This window comes from Chloroflexota bacterium (genome assembly GCA_016875875.1).
Classification (GTDB): Bacteria; Chloroflexota; Dehalococcoidia; order GIF9; family UBA5629; genus 9FT-COMBO-48-23.
Map to the genome: position 1 here is coordinate 15,235 of VGOP01000009.1, position 23,342 is coordinate 38,576.

Annotated in this window: 24 protein-coding genes and 1 tRNA gene; 15 read left to right on the forward strand and 10 right to left on the reverse strand. The window is 46.3% G+C overall.

Annotation, left to right across the window (positions count from 1 at the left end; genetic code table 11):
• Window positions 1–73: 73 nt before the first annotated feature.
• The 9 genes from FJ023_07420 to FJ023_07460 are packed head-to-tail and all read right to left on the reverse strand — an operon-like array spanning window position 74 to window position 8,374.
• A complete protein-coding gene (locus FJ023_07420; protein MBM4447164.1) occupies window positions 74–289 on the reverse strand; it encodes a hypothetical protein in 216 nt (71 codons plus the stop codon).
• A gap of 1 nt (window position 290) precedes the next feature.
• Complete coding sequence (gene hflX, locus FJ023_07425) at window positions 291–1,445, reverse strand: GTPase HflX (protein MBM4447165.1); 1,155 nt, start codon at window positions 1,443–1,445, stop codon at window positions 291–293.
• A 20-nt stretch (window positions 1,446–1,465) separates the two neighbouring features.
• Complete coding sequence (locus tag FJ023_07430) at window positions 1,466–2,638, reverse strand: LL-diaminopimelate aminotransferase (protein MBM4447166.1); 1,173 nt, start codon at window positions 2,636–2,638, stop codon at window positions 1,466–1,468.
• Window positions 2,635–3,495: a diaminopimelate epimerase gene (locus FJ023_07435; protein ID MBM4447167.1), complete on the reverse strand. Its 861-nt coding sequence runs from the start codon at window positions 3,493–3,495 to the stop codon at window positions 2,635–2,637. The genes FJ023_07430 and FJ023_07435 overlap by 4 nt, the downstream gene beginning before the upstream one ends.
• Window positions 3,482–4,432 (reverse strand): tRNA (adenosine(37)-N6)-dimethylallyltransferase MiaA, encoded by a 951-nt coding sequence (gene miaA / locus FJ023_07440; protein ID MBM4447168.1) that lies wholly within the window; start codon window positions 4,430–4,432, stop codon window positions 3,482–3,484. Before miaA ends, FJ023_07435 begins: the two co-directional genes overlap by 14 nt.
• Window positions 4,429–5,193, reverse strand: a complete 765-nt coding sequence (locus tag FJ023_07445; GenBank protein MBM4447169.1) for a triose-phosphate isomerase — start codon at window positions 5,191–5,193, stop codon at window positions 4,429–4,431. Before FJ023_07445 ends, miaA begins: the two co-directional genes overlap by 4 nt.
• A 1-nt stretch (window position 5,194) precedes the next feature.
• Window positions 5,195–6,400, reverse strand: coding sequence for a 2,3-bisphosphoglycerate-independent phosphoglycerate mutase (locus FJ023_07450; GenBank protein ID MBM4447170.1), 1,206 nt, complete (start codon window positions 6,398–6,400; stop codon window positions 5,195–5,197).
• Window positions 6,397–7,590, reverse strand: a complete 1,194-nt coding sequence (locus FJ023_07455) for a phosphoglycerate kinase (protein MBM4447171.1) — start codon at window positions 7,588–7,590, stop codon at window positions 6,397–6,399. The genes FJ023_07450 and FJ023_07455 overlap by 4 nt, the downstream gene beginning before the upstream one ends.
• The gene (locus FJ023_07460; protein MBM4447172.1) at window positions 7,583–8,374 is read right to left on the reverse strand and encodes a carbon monoxide dehydrogenase; all 792 of its coding nucleotides are present in this window, start codon (window positions 8,372–8,374) and stop codon (window positions 7,583–7,585) included. The genes FJ023_07455 and FJ023_07460 overlap by 8 nt, the downstream gene beginning before the upstream one ends.
• Window positions 8,375–8,548: 174 nt before the next feature.
• Between FJ023_07460 and FJ023_07465 the strand changes: the two genes are divergently transcribed.
• The 3 genes from FJ023_07465 to FJ023_07475 are packed head-to-tail and all read left to right on the forward strand — an operon-like array spanning window position 8,549 to window position 11,349.
• On the forward strand, window positions 8,549–9,406 hold the full coding sequence (locus FJ023_07465; GenBank protein MBM4447173.1) for a prephenate dehydrogenase/arogenate dehydrogenase family protein: 858 nt from the start codon (window positions 8,549–8,551) through the stop codon (window positions 9,404–9,406).
• Window positions 9,385–10,716 carry a 3-phosphoshikimate 1-carboxyvinyltransferase gene (gene aroA / locus FJ023_07470; protein ID MBM4447174.1) on the forward strand — a complete coding sequence of 444 codons (1,332 nt, stop codon included), beginning with the start codon at window positions 9,385–9,387 and terminating at the stop codon, window positions 10,714–10,716. The genes FJ023_07465 and aroA overlap by 22 nt, the downstream gene beginning before the upstream one ends.
• A 24-nt stretch (window positions 10,717–10,740) precedes the next feature.
• Window positions 10,741–11,349: a guanylate kinase gene (locus FJ023_07475; protein MBM4447175.1), complete on the forward strand. Its 609-nt coding sequence runs from the start codon at window positions 10,741–10,743 to the stop codon at window positions 11,347–11,349.
• Between the two features lie 66 nt (window positions 11,350–11,415).
• Here the strand turns inward: FJ023_07475 and ybeY are convergent, their stop codons facing one another.
• Window positions 11,416–11,898, reverse strand: coding sequence for an rRNA maturation RNase YbeY (gene ybeY / locus FJ023_07480; GenBank protein MBM4447176.1), 483 nt, complete (start codon window positions 11,896–11,898; stop codon window positions 11,416–11,418).
• Window positions 11,899–12,020: 122 nt separating this feature from the next.
• Between ybeY and FJ023_07485 the strand changes: the two genes are divergently transcribed.
• The 12 genes from FJ023_07485 (at window position 12,021) to FJ023_07540 (ending at window position 23,252) form a co-directional block, all read left to right on the forward strand.
• Window positions 12,021–12,112, forward strand: a tRNA-Ser gene (locus tag FJ023_07485).
• 167 nt (window positions 12,113–12,279) lie between these two features.
• A complete protein-coding gene (locus FJ023_07490; protein ID MBM4447177.1) occupies window positions 12,280–13,506 on the forward strand; it encodes a CoA transferase in 1,227 nt (408 codons plus the stop codon).
• Between the two features lie 189 nt (window positions 13,507–13,695).
• The gene (locus FJ023_07495) at window positions 13,696–14,469 is read left to right on the forward strand and encodes a 3-oxoacyl-ACP reductase FabG (protein MBM4447178.1); all 774 of its coding nucleotides are present in this window, start codon (window positions 13,696–13,698) and stop codon (window positions 14,467–14,469) included.
• Between the two features lie 27 nt (window positions 14,470–14,496).
• The gene (miaB, locus tag FJ023_07500; GenBank protein MBM4447179.1) at window positions 14,497–15,759 is read left to right on the forward strand and encodes a tRNA (N6-isopentenyl adenosine(37)-C2)-methylthiotransferase MiaB; all 1,263 of its coding nucleotides are present in this window, start codon (window positions 14,497–14,499) and stop codon (window positions 15,757–15,759) included.
• A 37-nt stretch (window positions 15,760–15,796) separates the two neighbouring features.
• Window positions 15,797–17,344: an L-aspartate oxidase gene (gene nadB, locus FJ023_07505; protein ID MBM4447180.1), complete on the forward strand. Its 1,548-nt coding sequence runs from the start codon at window positions 15,797–15,799 to the stop codon at window positions 17,342–17,344.
• A 160-nt stretch (window positions 17,345–17,504) separates the two neighbouring features.
• Window positions 17,505–17,882: a RidA family protein gene (locus tag FJ023_07510; GenBank protein MBM4447181.1), complete on the forward strand. Its 378-nt coding sequence runs from the start codon at window positions 17,505–17,507 to the stop codon at window positions 17,880–17,882.
• Between the two features lie 166 nt (window positions 17,883–18,048).
• A complete protein-coding gene (locus FJ023_07515) occupies window positions 18,049–19,167 on the forward strand; it encodes a hypothetical protein (GenBank protein ID MBM4447182.1) in 1,119 nt (372 codons plus the stop codon).
• Window positions 19,168–19,197: 30 nt separating this feature from the next.
• Window positions 19,198–21,135: an indolepyruvate ferredoxin oxidoreductase gene (locus FJ023_07520; protein MBM4447183.1), complete on the forward strand. Its 1,938-nt coding sequence runs from the start codon at window positions 19,198–19,200 to the stop codon at window positions 21,133–21,135.
• Window positions 21,078–21,749 (forward strand): indolepyruvate ferredoxin oxidoreductase, encoded by a 672-nt coding sequence (locus FJ023_07525; protein MBM4447184.1) that lies wholly within the window; start codon window positions 21,078–21,080, stop codon window positions 21,747–21,749. The genes FJ023_07520 and FJ023_07525 overlap by 58 nt, the downstream gene beginning before the upstream one ends.
• Before the next feature lie 209 nt (window positions 21,750–21,958).
• The gene (gene lexA, locus FJ023_07530) at window positions 21,959–22,585 is read left to right on the forward strand and encodes a repressor LexA (GenBank protein ID MBM4447185.1); all 627 of its coding nucleotides are present in this window, start codon (window positions 21,959–21,961) and stop codon (window positions 22,583–22,585) included.
• A gap of 55 nt (window positions 22,586–22,640) precedes the next feature.
• On the forward strand, window positions 22,641–22,895 hold the full coding sequence (locus FJ023_07535; GenBank protein MBM4447186.1) for a hypothetical protein: 255 nt from the start codon (window positions 22,641–22,643) through the stop codon (window positions 22,893–22,895).
• An 81-nt stretch (window positions 22,896–22,976) separates the two neighbouring features.
• Window positions 22,977–23,252: a hypothetical protein gene (locus FJ023_07540; protein ID MBM4447187.1), complete on the forward strand. Its 276-nt coding sequence runs from the start codon at window positions 22,977–22,979 to the stop codon at window positions 23,250–23,252.
• The last annotated feature ends 90 nt before the right edge of the window (window positions 23,253–23,342 follow it).

Below are 23,342 nucleotides of genomic sequence, written 5' to 3' on the forward strand. Positions count from 1 at the left end.
TTAGGCGTATCTTATGTTCGCAAAAGTGTCATTTTCAGAACCTGATTCAGGTTAACATTTCTTCATTCCCTTGTCAAGTGCTTCTGATCTGTATTGCTCCTGCTGGACAGGCTTGGGCGCATTTGGCGCAACCGCGACAAAAGCGAGATGGATGAGAAAAAGGATATTCGTGAGCAGCTTCTTGTCGCAGGACTTTATTTGGACATTCGGTTGCGGCTGTGCATATGCCGTCGCCACACTTTTCCGGCTTACATCTTTCATAGTCGACTACAGCTACCGGATGCGTCACTCTAGCTTATCCCGGGTTTGGAATTCGGACCTAATTGTGCAGCAATCCTATTCAAGAGCTTGTCCAGGCCCCAGCCTTTTAAGGCTGAAATGGCTATCGTATTGCCGTCCGGTGGTTTTACAACCGTGATCAGGGCTAAAGCGTTCATTTCCTCCTGATTTTCAACAACCAAGTCCATCTTATTCAGTACCGTAATCTGAGGCTTATTGGCCAGGTCGAGGTCGGCAAGTATCTCCTCTACTGTCTGGAACTGCTCAGCGGCGTCGTGATGAGTTATGTCAACTATATGCAATAGTAAGTCGGCTTCGGTTAATTCCTCGAGTGTAGCTCTAAAGGCGGCAATTATTGATGGGGGCAATTTGTGAATGAAACCAACGGTATCAGTTAACAGAAATTGTTGTCCGTCGGGTAAAATCAAGCGCCGGGTCACCGGGTCTAGCGTGGAGAAAAGCTTGTCTTCAACCAAGACATCGGCTTGGCTCAAGGCGTTGAGCAAGGTGCTTTTACCAGCGTTGGTGTAGCCGACCAGGGCGACTATAGGAATATGGCTCTTCCTGCGCTTTTGACGATATAGTGCCCGATGCCGTCTTACTGCCTCAATTTGACTCTGGAGACGATGGATTCGTTTGCGGATGAGACGGCGGTCTGTCTCCAACTGTGATTCTCCGGGGCCTCTAGTGCCAATGCCACCACCTAGACGTTCAAGATGGCTCCACTGGCCAGCGAGGCGGGGTAAGAGATATTGGTGTTGGGCCAATTCTACCTGGAGTTGACCTTCGCGGGTTTGGGCTCGCCTGGCAAAGATATCCAGTATCAGTGCTGTACGGTCGATCACTTTGACTTCCAGAGCTTCTTCTAGGTTTCTCTGTTGCCGTGGTGATAGCTCATCATTGAAGATGACCACGCTGTATGGAGAATGCTCTCTGAGTTTAATTAGCTCTTCTAACTTTCCCTTGCCCAGATAATAAGTGGGAGAAGGCCTTTCTAGTTTCTGGGCTAGTCTGCCAATTACCTCGGCGCCGGCTGTCTTTGACAGATAAGATAATTCCTCCAGAGAACTTTCAATCGACCACTTGTCAGCGGAGGATTTGCTATCAACCCCAACCAGCAAAGCCTTCTCTTTTTCAGTTCGAGTTTTAAGTAAGGTTTGTCGCATGTTTAAAACACTGTGTTAAATTATTTTCCCTTAGCCTTGCGCCACTTCAGCAATTGGTTTATACCTTTATCAAGGCGGTCATCTGGTAAGGTTAGTGATAGACGGATGTAGCCTTCACCGGCTTTGCCATAGCCGGTTCCTGGGGTGACTGCCACATTAGCCCCGTCCAGTAATTCAGTGGTGAATTTTACTGACGTATAACCATCGGGTATCCTGGCCCAGAGGTAGAAGCTGGCTTTAGGTGGCTTAACTCTCAGGCCTATATCATTGAGAGCTTTGACCAGTTTGTCTCGACGTCGCTGGTAGATTGCGTTATGTTCGGCAATTGAGTCCTGAGGGCCTGTCAAAGCTTTGATGGCTGCTTGCTGAATTGCCTGTGGAATACCCGAGTCCAGGTTGGACTTGAACCGAAACAGAGCGTCTATCATTGTGGTGTTGCCCACAGCCATGCCTATCCGCCAGCCAGTCATGTTGTAAGTCTTGGACAAAGAATGAAATTCTACGCCGACTTCTCTAGCTTCAGGCACCTGCAGGAGGCTGGGTGGTTGATAGTTATCGAAGGCAACCTCCGTATAAGGGGCATCGTGGCATATAGCCAGGTTATATTTCTTAGCGAAATTTACTGCCTTCTTGAAAAAAGCGATGTCAGCTACTGCTCCAGTGGGATTGTTTGGATAATTCAGCCATAGAAGTTTAGCCTTCTTAGCTATTTTCTCAGGGATGGCTTCCAGGTCGGGAAGAAAGTCATTCTCCTCGGTCAAAGGCAAGAAATAAGGCTCACCGCCGGCCAGCAATATACTCATGGAGTATACCGGGTATCCCGGGTCAGGCACTAAAGCTATATCGCCAGGGTCGATGAAACAGAAGGAGATATGACCGACGCCTTCTTTGGAGCCGATGAGAGGCAATACTTCCTTGTTCGGGTCGAGTGTTACTCCAAAGCGCCTATGATACCACTGGGCGATGGCTTGGCAAAGTTCAGGCAGTCCTGCGGTTTCTGGGTAACGGTGATTAGTTGGGTCATGTGCTGCCTGACATAGCTTTTCGATGATGTGTTTTGGTGTTGGCATATCAGGGTCGCCTATGGCAAAGCTGATTACATCTTCTCCCCTAGCTTGCTTCTCAGCGATTTTGCGATTGATCTCTACAAATAGATACGGTGGAAGTTTATCAAGACGATGCGAAAATTTCATTTTGGCCACTCTCCAGTAAAAACTTCTTCAACTGGTCCGCTTAGATATAACTCCCCTGCCCCATCCATGGTTATGGTTAAGTTACCGCCTGGTAACATTATGTCAACCTCATTGTCTGTGTAACCTTTCAGTTTGGCAATTGTGGCTATGGCACAGGCGCCACTGCCACAAGATAGAGTTTCGCCGGCTCCCCGTTCCCAGACTCTGGCTTCTATTTTGTTGCGATTTAAAACATTTGCTACCTCAAAGTTCGCCCGTTCCGGAAACATGGAATGGTTTTCTACCTGTGGTCCTATTTCAGAAAGAGGAAAACCAGCTACAGGTTGGGATAAAAAGCTTACAGCATGAGGGTTTCCCATGGACACAAATGACATATTCAGCTTTTCTCCCGCTATCTGCAGAGGATAATCCAGTATCGGTATTATGTCAACTCCCCCCCTCCCTTTTTGTGACTTGTCTATTATTACTGGTATATCTTCAGCCCTGAAGCTGGGCTTGCCCATATTCACTTTGGCATGGCTAACTTTACCCTGGGACATAGAAGCCTTGATGGTTCTAATGCCTGCCATGGTCTCCACGGTTAAGTTTGGTCCGGGAATTATTTTTCTATCAATGACGTATTTGGCGAAGCATCTTAAGCCATTGCCGCTTACCTCAGCCTCGGAGCCGTCGGAGTTGAAAAGCCGCATTTTTAAGCTGGCAGTATGTGAAGTTATTACCAGCATTATGCCATCGGCACCTGCACCGAAATAGCGGTGGCACATATCTCGTGCTAACTTTTGCCAGTCCCGCTCCATATTTCGGGCATCTATCAAGATGAAGTCGTTCCCGGTAGCCTGCAATTTAGCGAATTTCATGATCGACCTGCTTGCCGTGAATACCAGCCAGAAAGGATGACACTAAGTCAGTTGTTTCTTTCTGTATGTCATCATATTCATTTAGCCAGTGAATTCTGATATCATCCAAGTGGAGCCAGGCATATTGGCGGCGGACGTAGCGATGTGTTTCATATTTCATCTGCTGAACTGCTGTAGGCAAATCCAACTTGTCTTGAAGAAACATGCCTATCTGTTTATAGCCTATGCCAGACATGGAAGATAAATCCAGGCTATAGCCTTTTGCCATTAAGTCTGTCACTTCGTCCACTAGTCCTTGTTTTATCATCTCGTCCACCCGGGAGTCAATTCTACGATATAAATTTTCTCTCTGCATAGTTAAGCCGATGATTAGGATTGGATATTGTGGCGGTTGTTTTTGCCATAGCTGGGAGGCATGTTGTCCGGTTGCCCTGCATATCTCCAAAGCCCTGATGATCCGTCGCAGATTGGTAGGCATAATCTTGATGGCAGCCACCGGGTCTATTTTCTGCAGTTCTTGATACAAAGTGTAGCCACCTTCTTCTTTGGCTCTCATCTCAAGGCTATGCCTGAGTTCGACATCGGGAGCCACCGGTGGTATTTTCCAGCCTTCTATTATTGACCAAACATAGAGACCGCTGCCACCAACCAGGAGAGGAAGTTTTTGCCGCTGTTGGATATTTTCAATTGCCTCAAGAGCCAGTTTCTGGTAGATGGCTAAGCTGAAGGATTCATCAGGGTTAATTATATCGATAAGGTGATGTCGAACCAATGATAGCTCGGTGTGGTTGGGCTTGGCTGTGCCGATGTTCATGTGGCGATAAACTTGCCGACTATCAGCATTTACTATCTCACCGTCGAAATCTCGGGCTAGGCTTAAAGCAAGCTGGCTTTTACCTACTGCTGTTGGACCGATAACAGCAACAAGGCATTTCATTGGGTTGATTTGAGACTGGCTGTCTGCCTGACGATGCTTACGAACTCGTCAGCTTTAAGGCTGGCGCCACCTACCAGAGCACCATCGATGTCAGATTTGGCAATGAATTCAGCGATGTTGCTGCCGGTGACGCTGCCACCGTACAGTATTCGCACTGTTTTGGCTGTTTCCTTGCCCCACATATTGCCTAGTATACCGCGAATAAGGCTGATTGTAGCATTGGCTTGTTTTCCTGTAGCTGCTTTCCCTGTGCCGATAGCCCAGATTGGCTCGTAGGCGATAACCAGTTGGCTTGTAGGATTTATGCCTGCTAAACCTGACTTTACCTGCCTGGTTATTTTCTGTTCTGTTCTGCCAGCCTCGTTATCTTCCAGGCTTTCGCCGACACATAAAATAGGCTTAAGTCCGGATTCTAAGGCTTTCTTTACTTTTTTATTGACTAGCTCGTCTGTCTCGGCGAAATATTGCCTGCGCTCTGAATGGCCCAGGATGACAAAATCACACAGGTCAGTGAGCATAAGGGGCGATGTTTCGCCAGTATAAGCACCTTTATCTTCAAAATACATGTTCTGGGCGCCGAGCTTAATGGATGTGCCTTCGATTAGTCCTTTTATGGCAGCTAGCGAGATGAATGGTGGGCATAGTACCTTCTCCACACTGTCTATGCTAGCCAGTTCGGACAGCATAGCTCGAACAAGTTTTTCAGCCTCTTCAAGCCTGGTGTTCATTTTCCAGTTGCCGGAGATTAATGGTTTTTGCATATCAGGCTCCAAATTTTGTTAATTTCAAAGCATTGGCCATAGCCAAAGGCATTATATCTGTGGCAGGGATTCTGCCCAGTCCACCTGAGAGACAGGCTGATTCAGAGAATTCCTTAGCATTGTCAGGCCGACACCATTGAGAGTAAAGCAAAAGAGGTACTGGATGCCAGCTGTGCCCTTTTAGCATGGCCGGCGTTGAATGGTCACCGGTAACAATGATAACCTCAGGTTTTAGATTCAGTAGTTGAGGGAGAGCCGAATCAACCTGCTCGATGACCTTGACTTTTCTCTCGAAATCCCCGTCCTCACCGGCACTGTCTGCGTGTTTGACGTGAATATAGAAGAAATCGTGTTTGTTGTAGCAGTCGGTCAGGATCTTTAGTTCCTCTTGGATGCCACCATCGGTGCTGAATACTTCCATTCCTACCAGCTTGGCAAGCCCCTTATACATGGGGTAGACGGCTATGGCTGCTGGCGTCAGCTTATATATCTCACTCATAGATGGGATGTCAGGTAGTTTAGAGAAGCCTCGGAGTAGAATCATATTAGCCGGGTGATTTCCTGCCAAAATTCTTTTAGCCTGTTTGATAAACTCGTTTATGAGACCAGCTGTGTGCTTGGCTGTTGCTTTTGTGTTCTTTGACGGATAGGGAGCTACGCCTATCTTTTGTGGGTCAGTATCGTTAAGTTCAGCATGTAACTCTTTGCCGCGTAGAACAAATGAAAACCGATGTTCTTTAACCGGTAAGACAAGAAGCTCGACTCCTTCCAACTTTATCTGGCCTAACAGCTTGCACAGTTCGATGCATTTATCCGTGTTAATACGTCCGGCTCTTCGGTCAGTGATAAGCCCTTTATCATCAACTGTGCAGAAATTGCCTCGAGCAGCAACATCGCTCTTTTTGAGCTCAAAACCAATTCCTAGTGTTTCCAGAACACCTCGCCCGATGGTAAACTTGAGTGGGTCATAGCCGAATAGTGCCAGGTGGCCAGAACCGCTTCCCGGAGTAATCCCCGGGCTTACCGGGTCAGTAAGTCCACATATTCCCTGCTTAGCTAAGAGGTCGAGGTAAGGGGTTTTAGCTGTCTCAAGCTCCGTTTTGCCGGTCTTGGCGTCAGGTAATCCACCTAGACCATCGATGACCAGCATCACTATCTTGGATAGTGAAACCATGCTGATCTGCCTTATTTCTTCTAGTGGAATCATTTCACCTTATCCAATAGCGCAGCCACACCGGGCAGCGTCTTTCCTTCCAGGAAATTCAGGCTGGCGCCGCCACCTGTTGAGACATGCGTCATTTTATTTGCCAGGTTCATCTCTTGAACGATCTCAGCCGTTGAACCACCACCGACAACGGTCGTTGCTTTCAGGCTAGCCAGTAATTCGGCTATCGCCTTAGTTCCCTGGGAAAACTGTGGTATCTCATAAACCCCCATAGGACCGTTCCAAAAAACCGTTCGGCATTGTTTTAGTTGTTGGGAAAAGAGTTCAATAGTTTGAGGGCCGATATCGGCAATACTTTTGTTTGCAGGTATATTGGTTATTGGGACTATCTCGCCTGTAGCTTCTACGCTTATGTTATTAGCAACAAGAACATCTATGGGCAGAAGTAAAGCTCCCGCGTTTTTTTTGGCAGTTTCCATCAATTCCCGAGCCAGACTTTGTTTGTCAGCTTCGACTAGAGACAACCCTACTTCGTAGCCTCGGGCTTTCAGGAAGGTGGCTGCCATGCCGCCACCGATGAGCAGCAGGTCGACTTTGTCCAGAATATTTTGAATCAAGCCGATTTTATCACTGACTTTGGCGCCTCCTAATAAAGCACCGAAGGGATGTTCAGGACTGGTTAGAAGGCTGCCGAGGGCCTCCAATTCTTTTTCCATCAGAAAGCCAGCGACTGCTGGCAGGTATTTAGTTACACCTACTGTTGAGGCATGGGCTCGGTGAGCAGTACCAAAGGCATCGTCTACATAGGTGTCAGCCAGCCTGGCTAAGGCTTGGGCAAAAGAGGAGTCATTGGTTTCCTCCTCAGCATGAAAGCGGATGTTTTCCAGAAGCAGAATATCGCCTTCCTTAAGATTATTTACTGCTTTTTCCACATCAGCACCTGTACAGCCAGAGGCAGTTGATACTGGCAAGTTTATGAGTTGGGAAAGCCGCTGTGCAATGGGAGCCATTCGCAGTCCGTCGACTACCTTGCCATCCGGGCGTCCCAAGTGGGAACATATAATAATTTTTGCCTTATGCTCAACCAGGTATTTTATGGTGGGCAGAGCGGCTCGAATGCGGCTATCATCGGTAATATCGCCTGTCTTTATATCCAGCGGCACGTTGAAGTCAACTCTGACCAAAACTCTCTTTCCATTGACTTCCAGGTCGCGAATGGTTTTTTTAGCCAACCTGTCTCCTTGATATGATTTGTTCCAGCCTTTTCTTTATGTTCTTGGCTTCGGCAACTGCTGCTGGAGCCGTTTCGAATACGCTTTTTCCCAGCCGATCGGCGGTGGCGACTTCAGGGTGATAATTAATAAAACCCAGCACCTCAAAGTCGGACAAGTTGTCAGCAATGAACTGACGCTCGTCGTCATCGTGTGTTTTCGAGCCAACTACATAGCATTTTTTGACGCCTAGGTCTTTGGCTAAACGTTGAACGGCTCGAGCGGTCTGAAAACTGCGTTGCCCCGGTTCAACTACTATAATGAAAGCATCCACGCCTTTAGCCGTTCCACGTCCCAGATTCTCTACGCCGGCATCCATGTCCATAATGACCACCTCTGATCTGCTTAACACGAGATGGCTGACAAGGCTCTTTAGCAAGGCCCCCTCTGGACACAGGCAGCCGCTGCCTCCTTTTTTAACCGTTCCCATGACTAGGAGCTTTATGCCGTCTTTTTGAATGGAAAACCGCTCAGGAATATCGTCGACTTTAGGATTCAGCTTGAAGAATGTACCGAAGCTGCTGGGTTTAGCTCCGGTGCGTTCCTGTATCAGTTCTTGGAGTTCAGCGATTGGAGTTATTCGACTAGACTCGTCAGCGCTAATGCCCAAAGCTGTAGCTAAGTTAGCATCCGGGTTTGCATCAATGGCTATAACCTTGTTGCCTTCAGTTGAATATATCCAGGTTAGAAGGCTTGCTAATGTGGTTTTGCCTACGCCACCCTTGCCAGTAATAGCCAGTTTCATATTTTATTGAATAGCGTTAAGAAAGTTTCGTATGCTTGTGGATTATTCCCGATCATCGGATTATCTTTTTTGTAACAAATCTACGTGGAGTATATCTGATGGCAGAGACAAAATCAAGGTATTTTGCCTTCAAATAGGTTCTCAAGGTGATTGCAGCAATGCTATAATAGGACAATGCGCATAGCTATTATCGGGCTGGGTCTTATCGGGGGTTCTATAGGATTAGCTTTGAAACAGGCCGATTGGCGAGAGGCAGAGATAATTGGTTATGCTCGCCGTCGGGAAACAGGCACTTTGGCTCTGAAGTCAGGTGCTGTCGATAAGGTTGAATCAAACCTATGTGGCGCGGTCAAGGGGGCTGATATCATCATCATTGCTACACCGGCCCTGACTTTAAAAGATGTTTTCACACAAATAACTCCTGGGTTGACAGCTGATTCTATTGTTACAGATACTGCCAGTACTAAGGTGCAGGTTATGCAATGGGCAGAAGAGCTGTTGCCGTCAGGGACAAACTTTGTTGGCGGTCATCCCATGGCGGGTAAGGAGATTCAAGGCATTAAAGCTGCTGAAGCCGGCCTGTTCCATAATTGCATTTATTGTTTGACACCATTGCCGCAGGCCAAGCCAGCAGCGATCCAGGCTGTAAAGGATATGGTAAAGACGCTGGGGGCTGTTCCCCTTGTCATTGGCGCCCAAGAACACGACAGATTGGTAGCTGGCATTAGTCACTTACCACTATTACTGTCGGTGGCTCTGGTCTCAACAACTACCAAAGATCCCTCTTGGCGGCAGATGTCGCGTCTAGCAGCCAGTGGTTATCGAGACCTTACTCGCTTGGCTTCAGGGAATCCAGAAGTTAGTGCACATATATGCCTTAGCAATCAGGCTGCGATTGTCTCTTGGATTGATACGTTTATTGATGAACTAGAAAGACTACGTAACATGATAGCCGATGGGACTGATGAAATAGAGAAAGCTCTAGCTCTAGCTCATGAGGCGAGGCAAAAATGGCTGGGAAAACGCTACTAAAAACAATCTCATCACCTAAGCAATTGGCTGGAGAAATTGCTGTACCCGGTGATAAATCTATTTCACATCGTGCTCTAATCTTCAACAGTTTAGCGTTAGGTGACAGTAAGATTAGCAATCTATCGCCGGGGAGGGATTGTCTCTCAACAATTAACTGTTTGAAGTCCCTCGGGGTGAAGCTTGCGAAAGAAAAACAAGAAGGCAAGCCCCCAGTTGTTGTTATTTACGGCATTGGTAATAGAGGCTTAACCGAAGCTAGAGATGTTCTTAATGCCGGGAATAGTGCTACGACCATGCGTCTTCTCAGTGGCGTACTTGCTTCACAAGTATTCCTTTCCATTCTTACTGGTGACGTTTCTCTTCGCTCTCGGCCGATGAAACGTTTGATCGAGCCACTCCGTTTGATGGGCGCTGAAATCTACGGACGTGGTGATGATTCCTTTGCTCCTCTGGTTATCAGGGGTAAGAGACTACGCGGTGTGACCTATCCCTTGTCGGTACCCAGTGCTCAGATTAAGTCGGCGATTTTGTTAGCTGGCCTATTTGCTCAGGGAGGTACCACTGTGAAGCAACTTCAACCATCTCGCGACCACACGGAGCGGCTGCTTAAACGGATGGGTGCTAAAATTGAAAATGACAATGGCCATATATCTTTGACACCTTTAAAGGCTCCTTTAACCTCGGTTGACCTCTGTGTACCCGGTGACATAAGCTCGGCAGCTTACTGGCTGGTTGCCGGCGCTATACATCAAAACGCTAAGATTAAGATAGTAAATTGCGGCGTTAATCCGACACGAACTGGAATTATAGATGTCCTTTTAGCTATGGGCGCCAAACTTAAAATAGAGAACCAACGGTTGGAAGGTAATGAGCCTGTTGCTGACCTGTGCATAGAATCAAGCAATCTAAGGGCTATTGAAATCGGCGGAGATATAATCCCCCGCTTAATTGATGAAATTCCACTACTGGCTGTAGCAGCCTGTGTAGCCCAAGGCAAAACAGTGGTCAGAGACGCCGGTGAGTTACGGGTCAAAGAATCTGATAGAATTACGACAACAGTTCGAGAGCTCTCCCGTCTTGGTGTCAGGATTGAAGAGCAACCCGATGGCATGGTTATTTACGGAGGTGGAACACTGTTGGGCACAGAGGTCACCAGCCATTTTGACCACCGACTGGCGATGAGCCTGGCAATCGCTGGCCTGGCTGCCAAAGGGAACACCTCAATCCAGAATGCTCAGGTGGCAGAAATATCCAATCCATGTTTTTGGGAAGAGTTGGAGAGGCTTGCCAGGCATCAGGATAAGAGATGAGGAATAGAAGTGACGCGTGACAAGATAAACAAAACTCTATCTCCACCCCCTCTCTTCATCGTTATCTCCGGCCCCTCTGGCGTTGGAAAGGATGCTGCATTGGATAAGATGAAAAAGGCGGGCTTTCCCTTCCACTATGTTTTGACTGCGACCACTCGCCCAAAGCGTCAGGGAGAGAGGGATGGTGTTGATTACCAGTTCTTATCCGAAGAAAAATTCCGTCAAATGATTAAAACGAATCAATTTTTGGAATGGGCAAAGGTTTATGGTAATTATTATGGCGTGCCTAAACGAGAGATAAAAGAAGCTTTAAAAGCGGGATTGGACACCATCGTGAAAGTAGATGTTCAGGGTGCAACTACTATCAAGCAAATTTTGCCTGATGCTGTATTTATATTTCTTATGCCCCCATCGATAGGAGAGTTAGCTAATCGGTTGAAGCAACGGCATGGATTATCCTCGCCAGACTTAGACTTGCGATTAAATAAAGCCCAGGAAGAAATAGAAAGCTTACCCCTTTTCGATTATGTCGTGATAAGCCATACTGATGGCCTAGACCTCACTGTCACCCAGATAAATGCCATTGTAACTGCTGAGAAATGTCGGTTAAAACCAAGAGTGGTGACGTTATAGAAATGTTCAGCGCTGCCAATGATGTAAATATCCTGCCAGATACGGAGTGGTTGTACCATTTTGCTCTCAAGCAGAGCCCAACCTTTCTAGAATGGCGTTTTCTTTAGCTCTCATCTGCTGGTTCTCCTGAGGAAGTTCGTGGTCATATCCCAAAAGATGAAGGACACCGTGGACAATTAGCAGTGCTAACTCCTGTGTTACACTATGCCCCTGCTTTTGTGCTTGTTTGACCGCTTGGGGATATGAAATAACCACTTCACCCAAATGGAGTACGCCATCCGGAGGGCCAACAAAGGGTTGTTCTGGTCCTTGATTCGTGCTAGGAGGCATATGGAAAGCGAGCACGTCGGTAGGCTTATCCTCGCCTCGATAGATTCTATTTAACTTCTGAATTGTTTTGCTGTCGGTGATGACTAACCCCATTTCCGCTGACGAGATAATACCTTCGGTTTCAAGAGCTTTTGTAGCTATTCCTTGAAGCCAGCTTTCCTTCAGGGAAACCTCTAGATTCTGGTCCACAGAGATATTGATTTCCGGCTTAGCCACAATTTATTCTCACTGAAGCATCATATCAAAACAGCCTATTTCAATAAAGGCCTATCACCCTTCTTTTTGTTGAAAGCAACAAAAAAACTGTGATATATTGAGCTTGGGTGTTTCTCTGTGTGACTGGAGGGATCGCATAGTGGTCTAGTGCGGCCGCCTGCTAAGCGGTTGCTCCGAGAAATCGGGGTCATGGGTTCGAATCCCATTCCCTCCGCCATATCGGACCTAAAATCTCGAGGCTATATTGACTTTCGTTAGGCGGGCTAATTTAAGGCCCAGCCTATTGTGATTGAATTGGAGAGACTAATCTCAATATCTTGTGTCTGCGAAGCACGTAGCCCGAAAATCACCCTGCGCTACACAAAAAGATTGACCAAGTAACCTATGGGAGGTGAGTTAATGAAGAAACCTTTAGAAGGGATTCGAGTTATAGAGCTTGGGATGTTCCATGCAGGACCAGGCGGTGCTGCTATTTTAGGTGACCTGGGTGCAGAGGTAATAAAAGTAGAACAGCCGGGCTCAGGGGATCCTATTCGAAAGCTAGATTTTGTAGGGCGTGTCCGCCTGGAGCTTGAAGGTGGGCATAGTATATGGCATGAAGGTGCTAACCGCAGCAAGAAAAGTGTGACCATAGACCTGAACAAGGAAAAGGGAAGGGAAATAACTTATCGACTGGTAAGTAAATCGGATGTTTTTCTTACCAGTATGCGCAGGCCGGCTGTGGAGAAGCTGAAGATGGATTATGCCACACTATCCAAGGTCAACCCGAAGATTATTTATGCCTGGGTTTCAGGCTATGGTCCAAATGGCCCTGATCGCGATGTAGGTGCCTTTGACTATCAGGGGCAAGGCAGGTCAGGGATGATGTTCTGTGTAGGAGAGCCAGACATGACACCGCTTGTCTCCCAGTTTGGGATTATTGACCAAGCTACATCGATCATGGCTAGCCATGAGATTTTAACTGCCCTGTTGATGCGGGAACGGTTCGGGATTGGACAGGAAGTCCACGTTTCCATTTTGAGTACTGCTCTCTATATGCTTTATTGCAATGTTCTAATTGCTCTTGTTGGTGGCTTTGAAGCCCCCCGTCACCAGCGGTCAAAGGAGTACCCACTTAGAAACTATTACAAGTGTGCTGACGGTCGCTGGTTTATCCTGACAGCAACCATCTTTGATAAGTATTGGTCGTCACTTTGCCAAGCAATTGGGCACCCTGAATTGGAGAATGATGCAAGGTTTGACTCAATTGAAAAGCTGCTCGTTAATTCCGAGCAGCTCGTTGCCCTTTTTGATCAAATTTTTGCTGCCCAGCCCAGAGATGAATGGCTCAGAATCTTTGCCGAATACGATTTACCTGCGGCTCCTGTTAATAGGTTATGTGAACTTGTCGATGATAAGCAGATAATGGAAAACGGCTATATTATGGATTTTGATCATCCTAGATTAGGAAAGATAAGGATACCAGGTTATCCTATCCATTTTAGTAAGACAAACGCCATAACTAAGATTGCTGCCCCAGAGCTAGGAGAGCACACGGGCTTTATTTTGAGAGAGGTCGGTGGCTATTCGGACAAGGAAATAGCCCAACTCAAGAGTGAGGGTGTGATTTAAGTCTAATCCTATCACTGCGAAGGAGACAATTGTTTGTTGATTGCTCCTCAGAGATATGCAGAGTGATGGTTAGCGAAGATTAAATTTTACTCTCTAGATAGTGACCTCTGAATTGACACAATTTCTTGCTTTGAGCTAGCATATTCGAAAGTGGGTATAGTTTCACATTGATGAGATCGGGGGGAAGAAATGAGTTTAACACGATTTAGCTTGACAGGTAGAGTAACCATTGTAACTGGAGCTGGTCGAGGTATAGGTAAAGCTATAGCTCTGGGATTGGCAGATGCTGGTGCCACTCTTGTGGTGGCAGCCCGCACTGTTGCTGACATTGAAAACACTGCTTCGGAAATCCAGAAAAAAGGCGGGAAAGCGTTGGCTGTACCAACTGATGTGCGCATAAATGACCAGATAAATAATCTTGTAGATAAGGCGGTGAGTGAGTTCGGTAAAATCGATATCTTGGTCAATAATGCAGGTGGGTCATTTGTGGTGCCAACAATGGACATTAGTGAAGGTGGTTGGGATGCTATCGTCCGCGAGAATTTGAAAAGCGCATTCCTCTGTAGTCAGGCAGTTGCTAAAGTGATGATAGTCCACAGTGAGGGTGTTATTGTGAACATTGCTTCGGTTGCCGGACTCAACGCCTATATTTTTAATGCCGCTTATGGGGCAGCCAAGGCTGGAATTATAAATTTGACCAAGACCATGGCTACAGATTTAGCTAAGTATAACATCAGAGTCAATGCGATTGCTCCTGGCTATATTGCTACTGAGGGGATGCTTCAGCTGTTTGGTGCTCGACCAGAAGCAACCAAACAAATCCCACTAGCTCGTCTGGGGCAACCTGAGGACATTGTTGGCGGAGTTATCTATTTGGTTTCTGATGCCTCGGCTTATGTCACTGGTGAAACGCTGGTCATTGATGGTGGACTGACAACAAAACCAAGTTTGGGCCTCATTTAATGAAACCTTGAAAAATCAGGAATAGGTATGCCTGGGTATTACATTTGGACAATAGGTTGCCAAATGAACAAGGCTGAATCGCAGCGGGTGGCCTATTATCTCGAACTATTCGGTTATCAGGCCGCACCTGTACTACAGAGGGCTGACCTAGTAGTACTCAATACCTGTGTAGTCCGGCAGAGTGCTGAAAGCAAGGTTATTGGCACACTTGGTTACCTTAAAGGCATTAAGAATAGCAAGCCTGATTTTTCTATTCTAGTTACCGGTTGCTTTGTTGATTCTGATGTTAAGTGGCTTGAGAGGAACTTCCCACATGTTGACCTGTTCTTCAAGCCCAGCGATTATGCCGGATTGCTCAGATGGGCTGAAAAACAAGGTATTGGTATACCTGGGGATAGAACAGGCTTGCCTTCAACTAAGAGCACATCAGTTAGTGCGTCCATCCCTATTATTCAGGGTTGCAATAATTTCTGTTCCTATTGCATCGTCCCTTACCGGCGGGGTAGAGAAAAGAGTCGGCCCATAGAGGAAATAGTCTGTGAAGTGACAGAGTTAGCAAAACGTGGGACAAGAGAGGTCACTTTACTGGGCCAGAATGTGAATTCCTACGGGCATGATCTTCCAACACAGCCTAACCTAAGTAACTTGCTCACCGAACTAAATGATGTTGACGGCTTGGCTAGGATTCGCTTTCTAACCAGTCACCCCAAGGACATGGGCCAAAAGCTTATCCAAACTATCGCTTCCCTAGATAAGGTTTGTGAGCATATAAGCCTTCCTCTCCAGGCAGGAGATAATGATTTGCTCAAAGCTATGCGGCGTGGGTATACAGTGGAACACTACCGACAGCTTGTTGGTAACATCCGCAATTGTATTTCTGAGGTGGCTCTGAGCACCGATGTCATAGTTGGCTTTCCCAATGAAACTGAGGAGCAATTTGAGCGTACATTAGCTATGCTTGAGGAAATCAGATTCGATACCGTCCATGTTGCTGCCTATTCCCCACGTCCTGGTACCTCCTCTAGGGAATATAAGGATGAAGTTCTGCCTGATATTAAGAAGGAACGCCTTAACAAAGTTGAAATGCTCCAAGCTGATATAGCGGGTGACATCAACTCTCGGCTCACAGGTAAAATAGTGGAGGTGTTAGTAGAGGGTAGTAAAAGAGGTAAATGGTATGGGCGCACACGGAGCAATAAGCTGGTCTTTTGTGAAGGTGATAATGATTGCTTAGGACGCTTGATAGATGTTACTATAACTAAGGCCAGCCCGTGGGCACTACAGGCATGATTGCAGTGATTGGCAATAAACTAGAAGAGTTGAAATAATGATTTATGATTATGTCGTAATTGGAAGTGGTATCGCTGGACTTTACACTGCCCTGCTGGCCAAAGAGGCAGGTAGCGTTTTGGTTCTGACTAAGGGTAGCATTGAAGATTGTAATACCAGGCATGCTCAGGGGGGAATTGCTGCTCCCATAGGGGAAAATGATTCTCCCGAGCTTCATTTCCAGGACACCATCAATGCCGGTGATGGCCTGTGTGACCTTGAGGCAGTGCGCATTCTGGTTAATGAGGCGCCAGACCGTATTGCCGACCTTATAAAATTCGGTGTTCCCTTTGACACACTGGATGGAGAAATTGCCTTAACTAGAGAAGCTGCGCATAGTGTCCCTCGTATCCTGCATGCTGGTGGTGATGCCACTGGTGAGCATATTGAGGTCACCCTAAGTCGGCGAGTGCGCATGTCTTCAATAAACGTACTTGAATACTGTTTAGTCACTCAAATTATACTAGAATCTGGGAAAGTTAAAGGTGCGAGAGCTCTCGATTGCCGTACTGGCTTAATTGAAGAGTATGAATGTCGCTTTGTAATTTTAGCTACTGGAGGTGCTGGGCGGCTGTTTAAGTATACTACCAACTCTGATGTAGCCACTGGTGATGGTATTGCGCTGGCTTTTCAAGCCGGTGCTGAAATAACAGATATGGAGTTTTTCCAGTTTCATCCGACTGCTGTTCGCCTTCCCGGGGTTCCACCATTTCTCATCAGTGAAGCCGTACGCGGAGAGGGTGGCATCTTGCGCAATGTAGAAGGATATCACTTTATGCCAGATTATACGCCTGAAGCTGAGCTGGCACCTAGAGATGTAGTAGCTAGGAGCATTCTCTATGAGATGAGAAAAACTGGTAGCGACCGAGTATTCTTGGATGTGACTCATATTCCTGCCCGCCGAGTTGCTACACGTTTTCCTCATATTTATCGCTTCTGCCTTGATCATGGACTGGACATCACTAAAGGCCTTATCCCGGTAGCTCCAGCTGCCCATTATTTGATGGGTGGGGTTAAAGTCAATACCTGGGGGGAGACCAATATTGATGGGTTATTTGCTGCCGGTGAAACTGCTTGCACTGGTGTCCACGGTGCCAATCGACTGGCCTCGAACTCTTTGCTTGAAGTTGTGGTCTTCAGTAAACGGATTCTTGAAAGAACTCGGGAGATAGCTAAGGATATCCCAACATCGGTAACTACTAACACTGGCTGCTACCACCTGGAAGAGCGAAAAAAGTTGAAGACTACCTCACGGCTTAATTTATCAAACCTCGAATCTCTTCTCTGGGATAAGGTTGGCATTATTCGTTCCGGTGATGGTCTGTCTAAAGCTGTGGACATTCTGGCTACCTGGCAGGCTTTGTTGTCTCATCCAACAGACCGCCCTTCTTACGAGTTGAACAATATGGTATTGAATGCTCGCCTGATGGCTGAGGCTGCTTTGCTTCGTCAAGAAAGCCGTGGTGCTCATTTCCGAACTGACTTTCCTAAAACTTCACCAGACTGGCAAAAGCATGTCGTTTTCAGGGCAAGCAACTACACTTAAAAGGTAAGCCGCACACTTCATAAATATATAACTATTCCGACTGAAGTGCACAGCTTGTTCGCATTAAGAAAGGACCACTGTGTTATAATTCTCGATGGTGCTACGCTACAAAAAATAAAGAGGCTTTGTCGGCAGAGCGAATTAGTTCAAAGGGGGCTTTATGAAAAAGAGGGTTCATGATGTAGATGCGCTAACAAAAGCCGGGCCTTATTCTCATGTTGTGGAAGCGGGTGGATTTCTTTTTGTCTCCGGCATAGTTCCTGTAGACCTCGAAAAGAATTTAATGATAACTGATGATATAAAGGCGGCTACTGAACTGGTACTCACTAATGTGAAGAAAACGTTAGAGTCGGTAGGTAGTAGACTCGATAAAGTTGTTAAAGCAACTGTTTTTCTGCGGGATATGGCGGATTTCAGTAGCATGAACGAGATTTTCAGGGCCTTTTTCCCTAAAGATCCTCCAGCGCGCTCGTGTGTTGCTGTAAAGGAAGTCCCCGGCAATTTCCCTGTGGAGATAGAAGTTATTGCCATAAAATGAAACATTCAGTTTTAATCAAACGGTTTCTTGAGCTGCTTTGAAAGCCTGGGGGATTGTTATTTAATCTAACTCTAAATATTATTTTGGGGGTATAAGACATTTGAGGTATCACCTAGTAGTTTTGTCAAGAGTTTGAGAATGGTTGTAATCCCGAAAGGAGAGTATTATGACTAGAGAATCTAAGGGTTGCAAGGAACTGTTCAATGAGGTTATAGATGCTGGGCTTTGTACCTTATGTGGTGCCTGTACTGGTAGTTGTCCTTATTTGGTTTATTATAAAGGTAGGATTGCACTGCTGGATAATTGTACTAGAATAGATGAAGCTCAGTGTTATCAATATTGCCCACGGACTTATATAGACATGAATGGAATTAGTCAAAAAGTCTTTGGAACACAATATGGCGATAATGAAATAGGCACTACAACAGAAGAGGTGTTAATAGTAAGGTCGACAGATGCCAGCGTCACAGAAAAAGCACAGTATGGTGGTGTGGTAACCACACTCTTGTCATTGGCACTCGGGGAAAGACTTATTGAGGGCGCTCTTTTGACGAAGACATCAGATGACAAAACCCCGAGTCCTTTTCTGGCTCAAACTGCTGAAGATGCGCTTCAATGTGCCGGTTCTAGCTACATGGCTTGTCCTATATTAGTTAGATATAATCAAATCCCTAAGGGCAACAATAGTAAGCTGGGAATAGTTGCCATGCCATGTCAAGTTTTAGCTGTGGCCAAGATGAAAAAAGACCCCCCCGAGAACAGGGTTAGCATAGGCAATGTTAAATTGGTTATCGGGCTGTTTTGTACTTGGGCTTTGTCTCCCAACAAATTCTATCAATTCTTGAAAGAGAATCTTGCCTTATCGGAAGTTAAGAAGTTCGATATTCCCCCACCACCAGCTAATAGATTCGAAGTTTTTACTGCATCGGGCAAGACCTCGTTTCCCCTAGAACAAATCAGAGAGTTTGTCATGCCAACGTGTGCTTATTGTTTGGATATGACGTCAGAGTTTGCTGACATTTCGGTCGGCTCGGTCGAGGGCACTGAAGGCTGGAATACTGTCATCATTCGTACTGATGCTGGTGCTGATCTTATGGAGAAGGCTAAAAAGAGAGGGAAACTTCAAGTTGACAAGTTACCTTCGGCAAACCTGGCTCATCTGAAGGAAGCAGCACAGCTTAAGAAGAAACGAGCATTAAAGGAGATTGTCAAGAGGAGTGGTGACGAAAAGAACCTGCTTTATATTAGCTTATCACAGAACCTTGCCAAGAAGTTACTGTCCTAAAGTCTGTAGAAAGTCGAGGAGGTAAGTAATATGGCGAATATTGAAATAGACGCACCTGGTACCAGACAGCTTTTTATTGGTAATGAAGCCATTGCCCGTGGGGCATTGGAGGCAGGCATAGGATTTGCTGCTGCTTATCCAGGGACACCATCGTCGGAGATTATTGGCAGCTTAGCCCAGGTAGCCAAGGAGACAGGTATATATGCTGAATGGTCTGTAAACGAAAAGGTAGCCATGGAAGCCGCTGCTGGTGCTTCTTTTGCTGGTATTAGAGCTCTTGCTGCTATGAAACAGAATGGAATAAATGTGATTTCCGATTTTCTAGCAAATCTAGTTATGAGTGGTATAGGTAAAGGTGGATTGGTTTTGGTGAGCTGCGATGACCCGTCAGCTATTTCCAGCTCCAATGAACAAGATACACGCCCAATAGCTAAATGGCTGGATATTCCGCTAGTAGAGCCTGGTGATTTTCAGGAAGCAAAAGACATGACAAAATGGCTCTTCGACCTTTCTGAAGAGATAGGCACTCTTTGTATGTTACGAAGTGTGACTCGTATTGCCCATGCTAGGGGAAATGTGAAGCTAGGCGAACTACCCAAAAAGGAACAAAGAGCATATTTCGAGCAAATACACGATTTAAGAAATTTACTACCCACTAGCTTTATGCCGATTCCAAGTCCGCTGCGACATTTCTTCCTGCATATGAAGATGGACAAGGCACGGGAGAAATTCGAAGCAGCGCGATTCAATCAGTATGTGGGTCCGGATAAGGCAGACTTACTGATTGTAACTTGCGGAAGTTGCTGGCTCTATTCTCAGGACGCGGTAAAAGCATTGAAATTGGAGGATAAGGTAGGCATTTTAAAACTCGGTACCCTCTGGCCTCTACCTGAAAAATTTGTGGAGAGCCATCTGACTAAATCACAAGAAGTCCTGTTTGTAGAGGAGATCGACCCATTTCTGGAGCGGAGCATTATGGAATTTGTCGCCAGCTTGCCATCCACCAGCCCTCGTCCTACCTTCTATGGCAAGCGATCAGGGCATATAAATGCCTATGGAGAGTTAAATCCAGATTTGGTTATTAAAGCTATATCCAATATATTAGAGCTAATGTACCAACCTCGTGATACTGAGTACAATGGCAAAGCCGAAGCCGCTGCCAAAAGCCATGTCCCAGAGAGAAGCATGACTTTCTGTGCTGGTTGTCCACATCGAGCTACATTCTGGGCAATCAAGAACGCGCTTAAACTGGATGGACGTAGTGGCGTTGTTACAGGCGATATCGGCTGTTATTCCATGGCATTAGGGCCTGCTGGTTTTTTCCAGGTCAGGACAATGCATTGCATGGGAGGAGGAACCGGAGTGGCTAACGGACTGGGCAAATTAGGACGGTTTGGCTTTAATCAGCCGGTGCTTGCTGTAGTTGGCGATTCCACCTTCTATCACGCTACTATCCCTGCGCTGATAAATGGCATTTACAATCAGTCAGACTTTATCCTTGTCATTTTGGATAACAGTGCTACAGCTATGACTGGCTTTCAGCCTCACCCCGGAACCGGCATAACAGCCATGGGGGAACCGACAAAAGTGGTAAGTATGGAAGCCCTGTGCCGCTCTTTGGGCACACGCGTCGAGGTCTGTGACCCCTTTGATTTGAGAGGCACAACAGCGACGCTACTAGAACTGATGGCTGAAGGCGGTGGTGTCAAGGTAGCTATAATGAGACGCCAGTGCGAGCTAGTTAGAGCTAAAAAGGAGAAGCCACCATATAAAGTATATATAGACCCCGAGAAATGTATTGGAGAATCTTGCGGCTGCGACAGATTGTGCACCAGAGTCTTTCTCTGCCCGGGACTGACATGGGATAAAAAGGCTGGCAAATCTAAGGCAGACGAGGTTATTTGTACTGGATGTGGTGTATGCGCAGACGTGTGTCCACAAGGAGCTATCATAAGGGAGGCAGCATGACCAAAAAACAGTTGATGAAAGACCCGCTTAACCTGGTTATTACCGGCGTTGGAGGGCAGGGCAATGTGATGATATCGCTAATCATTGGCAACACTTTTGTGAGGAATGGCTACTTTGTGACTGTTGGGGAGACCTACGGAGCATCCCAGCGTGGCGGGCCGGTCATGAGCCACATGAGAATCTCCAAAGAGACTCAGTATAGCCCGTTCATTCCTGATGGTTGCGCTGATATTATCCTCGGTATGGAGCCGGTGGAAACATTGCGAATGCTGGGCCGATATGGTAACACGCATGTCATCACCATAATAAATCCCAGACCCATATATTCTATTGATGTTACCGGCGGTCATGCTGAGTATCCTGACTTAGACAAGCTGGTTGAGACCGTGAAAGAGCTGTCATATCAAACATGGATTATTAATGCCACCGAAGAAGCACAGAAAATGGGAAGTCCTATGTTTGCCAACGCAATTCTCATTGGTGCTCTAATAGGCTCTGGTGTCTTGCCACTGGACAAGAAGTCGGTGGAACCTGTGTTGCGTGAAACTTTTCCCAAAGAACTCGAAGCCAATCTGGCAGCTTTCAACAAAGGCATTAAATTCGTAAGATCTTAGAAATCGTTTACCTGATTTAAGACTGCATTTCACTTTGCCGCCAGCTCTTTAGACATGTGAACCTACTTTAAACGCTCCCACCTACCCCCCTTTTCTCAAAATTTTGCGTCTAAATCTCCCCCGGGGGGCTTGACAAACGACTAAAAAATGTGTACACTTGTTTGTAGAACGTTGGTTTGTAAAACATGTGTTTAAAAAGGGGCTATTAGATGAGAAAGCCGGGAGTAAGTGAGACAAGGCAGCGGATATTGAAGTTTATCCGTAGTTTTTTTGAAGGCAGGGGTTATGCACCTACGGTTAGAGATATTCTAAAAGGGTGCAATATAAGCTCGACGGCAGTTGTCCAGCATCATTTGAATATACTGGAGAGGGAAGGCCACATTCATCGGGATCCAGAAATCTTCAGAAGTATCCAACTCCTTGACAGAAAGAGTGCTGTTAGGGTGTCGCTGTTAGGCAATATTGCTGCAGGTGAACCAATCCCAGTGCCAGATTCGGACACGTGGGAAAACGAGGCTGTAGAAACATTAGAATTGACTGAGGAGCTGACTCAGGGAAAGAAAGTCTATGCCTTGAAAGTAAAAGGCCTTTCAATGGTTGATGCCCTGATTGATGACGGAGACATTGTCTTAATGGAACCGGCGAACACAGCCGATGATGGAGACATGGTTGCTGTCTGGCTAAAAGACAAGCATGAGGTGACTTTGAAGAGACTATTTCAAGAGCAACAGATTATTCGCCTTCAGCCGTCTAATTCTCAGATGGAGCCGCTCTATGCAAATTCCCAAGATGTGGAAGTCCAGGGAAAGGTTGTGGGAGTTATCAGAAGACTATGACAGGAGAATAAGAGGCGATGATTGCCTTTATTCAAATAAATCGCGGAGGTTAGAAATGGCTAAACTGCTTGGAAAACCAGAAGAGTTAAGGGTAACCGCCAATATTGAGGGCACACCGCTAACTATTACCAGAAATGGCAAAGCGGAGCGTGTGACCAGAATATACCAGCAGTGGCGGGTAGCGGAACAACTCTTCGAACAAGAGCTTCTAAAGAGTTACTTTAGGGTTAGGACAAGTAAAGGTGTTATTTGTGATATTTATCGCGATACTGCTTCCAATTCCTGGTATTTGGGCCGAGTTTACGATTAAAGCTTGAATTTGAGAATAAAAAATCGAACCGTCGCTAAACTATAAATTAATGCCATTGATTAAAGGGAGGAGGCTTGTTCAATGATGCAGGCAGTAAGAGATACAGTCCAATGTTCGAGATGCGGTTGCATTGCGTTACCCGATGCCACGAAATGCCCCAAATGCGGTGCATCATATAACGGCAATGGAGCAAAAGAGGCAGTTAATTCTATTAGCTATATTTCAAGCCCAACAATAGATGACGCTGGCACTAGAGTAGTGCGAGCCTACTACCAGCTCACGTGCAGTCGTCATGGCAAGATCCATGTCAAAGCTACAGTAATTGATTCTCCTGTCAAGTGTCCCTTCTGCCAATAGGTTTGGGTGCAGTATGGGAAAGACCCACAAAACATGCTTGACGGTTTAATGTTAGAATGGCTAACCTGCTTTTATCAAGTTCTGGCGTAT

Bases quoted from the DNA above. Each gene is read 5' to 3' on its own strand.
- hflX (MBM4447165.1), bottom strand. From the start codon at position 1,445: ATGCGACAAACCTTACTTAAAACTCGAACTGAAAAAGAGAAGGCTTTG.
- FJ023_07430 (MBM4447166.1), bottom strand. From the start codon at position 2,638: ATGAAATTTTCGCATCGTCTTGATAAACTTCCACCGTATCTATTTGTA.
- FJ023_07435 (MBM4447167.1), bottom strand. From the start codon at position 3,495: ATGAAATTCGCTAAATTGCAGGCTACCGGGAACGACTTCATCTTGATA.
- miaA (MBM4447168.1), bottom strand. From the start codon at position 4,432: ATGAAATGCCTTGTTGCTGTTATCGGTCCAACAGCAGTAGGTAAAAGC.
- FJ023_07445 (MBM4447169.1), bottom strand. From the start codon at position 5,193: ATGCAAAAACCATTAATCTCCGGCAACTGGAAAATGAACACCAGGCTT.
- FJ023_07450 (MBM4447170.1), bottom strand. From the start codon at position 6,400: ATGATTCCACTAGAAGAAATAAGGCAGATCAGCATGGTTTCACTATCC.
- FJ023_07460 (MBM4447172.1), bottom strand. From the start codon at position 8,374: ATGAAACTGGCTATTACTGGCAAGGGTGGCGTAGGCAAAACCACATTA.
- FJ023_07465 (MBM4447173.1), top strand. From the start codon at position 8,549: ATGCGCATAGCTATTATCGGGCTGGGTCTTATCGGGGGTTCTATAGGA.
- aroA (MBM4447174.1), top strand. From the start codon at position 9,385: ATGGCTGGGAAAACGCTACTAAAAACAATCTCATCACCTAAGCAATTG.
- FJ023_07490 (MBM4447177.1), top strand. From the start codon at position 12,280: ATGGGAGGTGAGTTAATGAAGAAACCTTTAGAAGGGATTCGAGTTATA.
- FJ023_07495 (MBM4447178.1), top strand. From the start codon at position 13,696: ATGAGTTTAACACGATTTAGCTTGACAGGTAGAGTAACCATTGTAACT.
- miaB (MBM4447179.1), top strand. From the start codon at position 14,497: ATGCCTGGGTATTACATTTGGACAATAGGTTGCCAAATGAACAAGGCT.
- nadB (MBM4447180.1), top strand. From the start codon at position 15,797: ATGATTTATGATTATGTCGTAATTGGAAGTGGTATCGCTGGACTTTAC.
- FJ023_07510 (MBM4447181.1), top strand. From the start codon at position 17,505: ATGAAAAAGAGGGTTCATGATGTAGATGCGCTAACAAAAGCCGGGCCT.
- FJ023_07515 (MBM4447182.1), top strand. From the start codon at position 18,049: ATGACTAGAGAATCTAAGGGTTGCAAGGAACTGTTCAATGAGGTTATA.
- FJ023_07520 (MBM4447183.1), top strand. From the start codon at position 19,198: ATGGCGAATATTGAAATAGACGCACCTGGTACCAGACAGCTTTTTATT.
- FJ023_07525 (MBM4447184.1), top strand. From the start codon at position 21,078: ATGTGGTGTATGCGCAGACGTGTGTCCACAAGGAGCTATCATAAGGGA.
- lexA (MBM4447185.1), top strand. From the start codon at position 21,959: ATGAGAAAGCCGGGAGTAAGTGAGACAAGGCAGCGGATATTGAAGTTT.
- FJ023_07535 (MBM4447186.1), top strand. From the start codon at position 22,641: ATGGCTAAACTGCTTGGAAAACCAGAAGAGTTAAGGGTAACCGCCAAT.
- FJ023_07540 (MBM4447187.1), top strand. From the start codon at position 22,977: ATGATGCAGGCAGTAAGAGATACAGTCCAATGTTCGAGATGCGGTTGC.